This window comes from Xenophilus sp. (genome assembly GCF_044462705.1).
In the GTDB taxonomy this organism is placed as follows: Bacteria; Pseudomonadota; Gammaproteobacteria; order Burkholderiales; family Burkholderiaceae_C; genus Xenophilus; species Xenophilus azovorans.
Genome location: NZ_JBIQNC010000253.1, coordinates 1 through 6,230, shown reverse-complemented (window position 1 = coordinate 6,230; position 6,230 = coordinate 1). Strand labels below are relative to the sequence as shown.

8 protein-coding genes are annotated in these 6,230 nt (G+C 71.4%); all 8 read right to left on the bottom strand.

Features of this window, described 5'->3' with window-relative positions:
• A partial coding sequence (locus ACIY1X_RS23855; RefSeq protein WP_399685485.1) for a DUF3363 domain-containing protein occupies positions 1–1,217 on the bottom strand: 1,217 nt, incomplete at its 3' end.
• A gap of 340 nt (positions 1,218–1,557) precedes the next feature.
• Positions 1,558–2,094, bottom strand: a complete 537-nt coding sequence (locus tag ACIY1X_RS23850; RefSeq protein ID WP_399685483.1) for a S26 family signal peptidase — start codon at positions 2,092–2,094, stop codon at positions 1,558–1,560.
• A complete protein-coding gene (locus ACIY1X_RS23845) occupies positions 2,091–2,597 on the bottom strand; it encodes a DUF2840 domain-containing protein (protein WP_399685488.1) in 507 nt (168 codons plus the stop codon). Before ACIY1X_RS23845 ends, ACIY1X_RS23850 begins: the two co-directional genes overlap by 4 nt.
• 83 nt (positions 2,598–2,680) lie before the next feature.
• On the bottom strand, positions 2,681–2,938 hold the full coding sequence (locus ACIY1X_RS23840; RefSeq protein WP_399685480.1) for a chromosome partitioning protein ParB: 258 nt from the start codon (positions 2,936–2,938) through the stop codon (positions 2,681–2,683).
• Positions 2,935–3,576 carry a ParA family partition ATPase gene (gene parA, locus ACIY1X_RS23835; RefSeq protein WP_399685478.1) on the bottom strand — a complete coding sequence of 214 codons (642 nt, stop codon included), beginning with the start codon at positions 3,574–3,576 and terminating at the stop codon, positions 2,935–2,937. The genes ACIY1X_RS23840 and parA overlap by 4 nt, the downstream gene beginning before the upstream one ends.
• A gap of 289 nt (positions 3,577–3,865) precedes the next feature.
• Positions 3,866–4,747 (bottom strand): replication initiator protein A, encoded by an 882-nt coding sequence (locus ACIY1X_RS23830; RefSeq protein ID WP_399685476.1) that lies wholly within the window; start codon positions 4,745–4,747, stop codon positions 3,866–3,868.
• A 21-nt stretch (positions 4,748–4,768) separates the two neighbouring features.
• Positions 4,769–5,092: a helix-turn-helix domain-containing protein gene (locus ACIY1X_RS23825; RefSeq protein ID WP_399685474.1), complete on the bottom strand. Its 324-nt coding sequence runs from the start codon at positions 5,090–5,092 to the stop codon at positions 4,769–4,771.
• Positions 5,093–5,192: 100 nt separating this feature from the next.
• On the bottom strand, positions 5,193–6,008 hold the full coding sequence (locus tag ACIY1X_RS23820; RefSeq protein ID WP_399685472.1) for a DNA -binding domain-containing protein: 816 nt from the start codon (positions 6,006–6,008) through the stop codon (positions 5,193–5,195).
• Between the last annotated feature and the right edge of the window lie 222 nt (positions 6,009–6,230).

Here is a 6,230-nt window from a genome sequence, read left to right as displayed (position 1 = left end):
TCGGCCATGCTGCGCACCTCGACCACTGCGCCGACGGGGAACTGTTCGAGTTCGGCGCCGGCTGGCAGCGCGACGTAGTGCGCGCGGCCGTCGATGCCGTCCAGTACCAGGTAGCCGCGCTCCTGTAGTTCGTCGGCCAGGCCCTTGCCGACCACGCGGCCGACCACGGGCTGCGCTGCCTCGCCCGGCGTGAACACCACCATCTCGCGCTGCTGCACGCCGAGCGCGCGCTGCATGGTCCGCACGATGTCGCCACGCTCGCCCATTGCGCGCAGCGTGGCCTCGATGTTGGGCCGCAGCCGCCAGCGGTTCATTCCCTCGGGTTGGGCCAAGCCCATTGCGGTGAGCCGCTGCAGCCGGCCAATCAGCAGCGTGCGCGGCTGACGCGCCGCGTCGGCGTTCGCCGCCAGTTCCACCACGCCATCATGGGATTGCTGCGCCTGCTGCTGCAGGCTGCGGTCGAGGCTGGTCCAGCGCTCCTGCCCCACCTCGCGCAGCAGGCCCTCGCGAATGTCGCGTTCCGTCCGCGGTCCGAGCCATTCGGTCGCCAGCTCGGACGCACGCTGGCGCATGCCGTAGGCGATGTAGTCGCGCGCGATGATTAGGTCCTGGCCAGTCTGGTCGCGGCCGCGCAGCACGATGTGCGTGTGCGGGTTGTCCGTGTTCCAGTGATCGACCGCCACCCAGTCGAGCGGGCTGCCCAGGTCGCCTTCCATGCGCGTCATGAGGTGGCGCGTGTAGCCGCGCAGGTCTTCGAGCTGCTGCGCGTCCTCGGGCGAAACGATGAACCGGAACTGGTGCCGGTCCCCGCGCCCGCGTTCCTCGAAGTCGGCCAGGTCCGCGTGGTCGGTCGTGGGGCCGTAGGCGTGGCCCTTGCCGCCGTCCCGATCCACCCCCTCGCGCTCGATGTAGCGCAGGTGGGTTTCCACCGAGCGCGCACCCGCCTGCTTGAGCACCACGTAGCGGACCTTGATGACGACGCGCCGTGCGCCGGGCCCCAGCCGCCGGCCGGCGGTCTGCGCCGCGACGTGGCCGCGTCCGAGCTTGGCGGCGCTGCGCCCGCCAGCTCGCGCGGTCTGCGAAGGCTTCGCGCCGGACTTGCTCACCTCGCGCAGCACGCGGCCGATGAAGCGTTGGCCCCCGCCTGGGTGGCCCGCTCGTGGTGACTTCGGCGGCCCCGGCCGGACGCGGAAGCGGTCGTCGTCGCGCGAGGTCATCGCACACGCTCCGGCGCAGTGAGGCGCACTGCGGCGCAGACGGCACGCACGAACGCCAGCGCCGACGCGCACTTCCCGCCGCTTGCGGCACGCGGCCGGCCGAAGGCCGTGCCGCGCCAACCCCCGTGCAGACAAGGCCCGAGGCACCCGCGCGTGCCGTCCCCTTCTATCTTGCCCTCCGCCCGTCTTCCGAGTTCTGGCGATCGCTGGCGCGAACGACCTCGACGGTCTGGCGGCGATCGCCTGCACGGGCGAGGCGCGCCAGCCACAGGCGGCGCTGCAAGGCGCGTGCATGCCGCCTGCACGAGGATCGGCAGCGCCGATGCACGGGTGGCGGCTGTCATCGCGTGCCCCAGGTCCACATCGGCTGCGCGCGGCCGAGCACGGCCGCCGCGTCGATTGGACCGAAATACCGGCTGTCGAACGACGCCGGGTTCGTCGCGCTGAGCAGGAACAGTTCGCCATCACGCAGCGCGCGGCAGTGCGACCACAGCGGCAGGCCGCGGCCAAGGCCGTCGGCATCGCGCGCGAGCGCCACCGGCACGTCGTCGACGTAGACGGTGCGCTGCGCCATGCACACCCGCTGCGGCGTCGTCGCGCCGATGCGCTTGAGCAGCGGGATGCGCTCGGGCAAGTAGCCGCGCTGCGCAGCGAGCGCGGCGGCCTCGGACGGCAGGCGGGCCAGCACGATGTCGCCGACGTGCAGCGCATCGGCCACCGTCCCCGCCGGTTCGATGCGATACCAGCCGCGCGGCACGCTGTCACTGGGGTTGTAGACCCAGCGCGCCGCCGGTGCGTGCAGCGCGGGCCCGGCGAGCGCAGCAACGCCGAGGGTAGCCACCAGCGCGAGCAGGATGCGATGCGCGGCCCGGCTCATCGGAACATCTCCCCGCACAGCCAGGCAGCATGCCGCTCGGCGTTGTACGCCGGCAGCGGCTGGCGGGCAGCGAGGCGGTTGCCGAGCGTGCGCCAGTACGCGGGCGCAGCCTGAGTTGGGTCGATGGCGAGCGCTTCGATCGCGTCGATCCGCTCCAGCACGGCCTGCACCGCCGTTTCGCCTTCGGTGCGCAGCAGCAGCTGCGCGCCGGGACGAACGCCGGCGATGCGCTGCATGCACTCGCAAGGCGTGCAGGCCTGCAGCACCATGAGCTGCCAGCGCGTCGTGCCGTAGTCGTTGGACTCCCAGCGCACGCGGCAGAAGACCGCCCCGGGAGCGAAGCTCGCGCAGCGCCGCCAGCGGTCTAGGCGCAGTTCGCGCAGCGGCCGGCCGAAGCGCAGGTAGAGGTTGATGCGGCGCTCGACGTAGGCAAGCGAGACGCGCGTGAGCGGCGGATCGCCGGGGTCGGTGGCCGAGGCCACCGACAGGTGAGGCGAATCCATCGGCGTGTCCACAGACACGTCCGATGGCACGATCGCCGTCGAGGCATGAGCCGGTCGAATGGTCAATGGCAGTGCGTTCATGATCATTGCTCCGGGAATTCGCGCTCCAGCAGCGCTCGCAGCATGTCGGCCACGGTGATGCCCCGCGTGAACGCGGCAACCTTGATGCGCCCGCGCAGCGCCGGCGTCACGTCCAGCGTCAGCCGCGCGGTGTAGACCTCGCCACGCGCGAGCGCCGCGAGGTCATTGCCGTCGCCGGCGCGCACCCAGGCTTCGGCCTGCGGATTGGCCGGCGGCCGTACGCCAATAGGTACGCGCTGCACGCGCTTGCCGTTCCTCATAGCCGGCCGCTCCGCAGCACTTCGGCGGCCAGCGCGGCGATTTCGCGCGCGGCCGAGCTGTTGGCGTCGGTCTCGCGCACCAGCCGGCCGGCCGCCACGCTGTCGGCAAAGGCGATGCGCTGGCGCACCTCGGCCGACAGCGCGGGCAGCGGCTGGTCGGCCAGCGCGCCACGCGCTTCGCGGCCGATCACGGTGGTGCTGACGCGCCGGTTGATGACGAAAGCCGCGCGCAGCGCCGGCCGGAACACCTGCGCTTCGCGAATCAGCGAGACCATCTCCGCGCTGGCCCACACGTCGTAAGGACTGGGCTGCACCGGGATCAGCACGAGGTCGGCCGCGAGCAGCGCCGAGCGCGCGAGCGCCGCGATGCGCGGCGGCCCGTCGATGACGACGTGATCGGCGCGGCGCGCGAGTTCGGGCGCCTCCTGGTGCAGCGTCTCGCGCGCCAGGCCGACGGCGCCGAACAGGCGCGGCAGGTCGCTCTGGCTGCGCCGCTGCGTCCAGTCCAATGCTGAGCCCTGGGGGTCGGCATCAAGCAGCAGCACATTCTTGCCCAGCAAGGCCAGTTCACCGGCCAGGTGCGTGGCGAGCGTCGTCTTGCCGACCCCGCCTTTCTGGTTGAGCAGCGCGATGATCATGGCGCGCTCCTCGCAGGCATGTTGGCAGACCTGTCTTCTGCCTTCGTGCTCGTGAGCCTTGCGGCATCCTTCGCGCGGTGCGTGCCGGATGCGTGCCGCGCGCCGCTGCGGCTTCTCCACAGCGCGGGGCCTCCTACTATCGTTAGGTTTTTATTGAATACGTTAGATACGTTAGGCGGCGCGCAAGTCCGTGCGGTGCAAGGATTTTTCGACCATCGACACGCCTGATAGCACGAGTCCGCTGCGCCTGATAGCACGAGTCGGGGCACGCCTGATAGCACGAGCCCGTTCACCGGCTGTCCACAGGCCATGCACCGTCGCCGAAGCTGCCGCCGGGGCGAAGCGGTGCCGTGGACGGCACGGGACGGAAGGCCAGCACTTCCGGGCCGCGCCGCGAGCGCAGGATGGCGAGCGCGTAGCCCGGCAGGGGCTGGCGCGCGACGATGCGCCGCAGGTCGCAGGCGAAGTCCGCGAAGCGGGCCAGGCTGCCGGACTTGCGGTGCAGATGCATGAAGTCGAAGCGCCAGCCCTCCGGCTGCCATCCCGCGTGCTTGCGCACCAGGCGATACAGCCAGCGCTCGATCCCGCCCGACAGGCGGAAGTAGTTCCCGTCGATGGTCAGCACCAGGCTGTCTTCCATCACGCCCGCATAGAACCAGTCGGGCAGGATCAGCTCGATGCCCAGCGGCCTGCCCTGACCGTCCGCGCGCTCCTTCCACTCGTTGATCCACGAGAAGCGGTGCAGGCGCCTCGCATTGGCCTGTCGGATGGAAGTGGCCACGCTGGTGGACTGCAGGCGATCGAGCGCGGCCTTGAGCCGCTGGTAGTCGCGCAGCGACGCGCCGCGGCCCACGAAGCGCAGGATCTCGTGCGGCGTCGCGGCCATCAGCCGCGAACTGCGCAGGCCGGCGTCGCGGGCTTCGACGATCTGGCTGGCGGCCCAGATCAGGATGTCGGCATCCCAGATCGTCGCGATGCCGTGCTCGGCCGTGCCCTCCACGCGCACCGTCACCGGCCCCGCGCGGAAGTCGATCGGCACCGTGCGCCGGCTCTTGGCCAGCGAGAAGAACGGGTAGGCCATCAGGTCCTGCACGTCGCGCGCGGGCATCTCGCCCGGCATGGCATGGAACAGTTCGAGCTGCTCGCGCTGCGGATCGCGCGGGGCGGCCATGGGCTGCGGTGTCCATGATCGTCAGCGCCCGCCGTCGCGGCGGAACGAGCGGCGTTCGGTGCGCAGCTCGACGTACTCGGGGTCGCAGGTGGCTTCGAAGCTGCGCTCGTCCGCCCAGGCCTTGAGGTCGGACCGGGCGTACATCACGCGCCGCCCGAACTTGCGAAACCGCGGACCACCGCCGATCACGCGGTGCTTCTCCAGCGTGCGCGGCGACAGCCGAAGCAATGCAGCGGCCTCGTCATTCGTGAGGTAGTCCGGCTGGGCCGCGGCCGCCGCGCTGGTCTGCGCAGGCTCGGGCGTCGATGAGGGTGCGGCCTGCGGCCGCAGCGAAGCGGGTCTCATGGAATGGGCCTCCGTCGGTACTGGTCGCCGACGGGCGAAGCGCCGCCGGATGGAGCCAGTCTCAGGAAAGCCCGGCGTTGCGGGGACGGACGTTCAAGCGTCAGTCCAAACGTCCGTCCCTGATCGCTTCGATCTGGAGTAAGCGCCGGTAGCCGCCATCCACGAGCGCCCGGCCGCGGCGCGCGAGCCGGCGCACCTGGGCGCGCAGTTCGCCCAGGTCGTGCCAGCGCTCGGCGACCACGGCCATGCCGAACAGCGCCTGGGCGATCTCGCGCTGCGTGGCGCCCGCGGCCAGGCCGTCAAGCGTCTGCAGGCTGCGCATGTGCAGCAGCGCAATGCGGTCAGGCCGCCCGTGCGCGTGCCCATGTGAGTGGGCATGAGCGCCTGGCCGCGCGGCGTCGCGGCCGTAGAAGGCATCGAGGCGCTCCACCGTCGCAGCCGCGGCGCGCCAGCGCTCGCGCAGCCGCGCGCCGCCGGCCACGCCATGGGCGTAAGCCATGCCGTGCTCCAGCGCGGGCGAGAACGCGACGCGCAGCGTGCCCTCCGGGCGATAGGCGTTGAGCACCATGCGCTGGCCGTCGTGAGCGAGCTGCTTGCGGCCCGGCATGCGCCACAGCGCAAAGGTGGGTGCATCGGGCGCCGCGCCCGCGTCAGGGTGGAGTTGCGGCAGACCATCAGGGTCGGGCAGCCATGCCGGTTGCGCGTAGCGCGCATCGCGCGAGGGGTCTTCCAGCATGCGCAGACCCCAGGGCGCCGCGTCGGCGGCTTCGTCGGCACTGCCGCACGCATGCCGGCCGTAGTCGGATCGGTAGTGCGGATTGCGCCGCAGGTATTCCCAGGCCAGTGACGGCCCGTCCAGCGTCAGGGCGTAGAGGTACGCGGCGGCAGGATGCCAGTCGTTCGCATGTGTGCCCATGACGAAACCTCCTTCTTGCAGGTGGCGCCACGGGCAGCGGTCCGGTCAGTGCGGTAGCGTGCTTGTCTCGGGGTTGGAGTCGGAATCGGAATAGCAGGCGAGGCCGCGTGCGGCCGCCCTTGCGCCGCAATAGCCATGATAAAGGGCGCGCGCGGCACGCCCCGCCCGCCTTGTATCTTTAAGCCTCGGACCGGCTCGGGTAGCCCGAGCGGCCTCTGGGAT

What these genes read in the sequence shown, in the direction of transcription:
- ACIY1X_RS23850 (WP_399685483.1), bottom strand. Translation starts at nt 2,094, where the DNA reads ATGAGCCGGGCCGCGCATCGCATCCTGCTCGCGCTGGTGGCTACCCTC.
- ACIY1X_RS23845 (WP_399685488.1), bottom strand. Translation starts at nt 2,597, where the DNA reads ATGGATTCGCCTCACCTGTCGGTGGCCTCGGCCACCGACCCCGGCGAT.
- ACIY1X_RS23840 (WP_399685480.1), bottom strand. Translation starts at nt 2,938, where the DNA reads ATGAGGAACGGCAAGCGCGTGCAGCGCGTACCTATTGGCGTACGGCCG.
- parA (WP_399685478.1), bottom strand. Translation starts at nt 3,576, where the DNA reads ATGATCATCGCGCTGCTCAACCAGAAAGGCGGGGTCGGCAAGACGACG.
- ACIY1X_RS23830 (WP_399685476.1), bottom strand. Translation starts at nt 4,747, where the DNA reads ATGGCCGCCCCGCGCGATCCGCAGCGCGAGCAGCTCGAACTGTTCCAT.
- ACIY1X_RS23825 (WP_399685474.1), bottom strand. Translation starts at nt 5,092, where the DNA reads ATGAGACCCGCTTCGCTGCGGCCGCAGGCCGCACCCTCATCGACGCCC.
- ACIY1X_RS23820 (WP_399685472.1), bottom strand. Translation starts at nt 6,008, where the DNA reads ATGGGCACACATGCGAACGACTGGCATCCTGCCGCCGCGTACCTCTAC.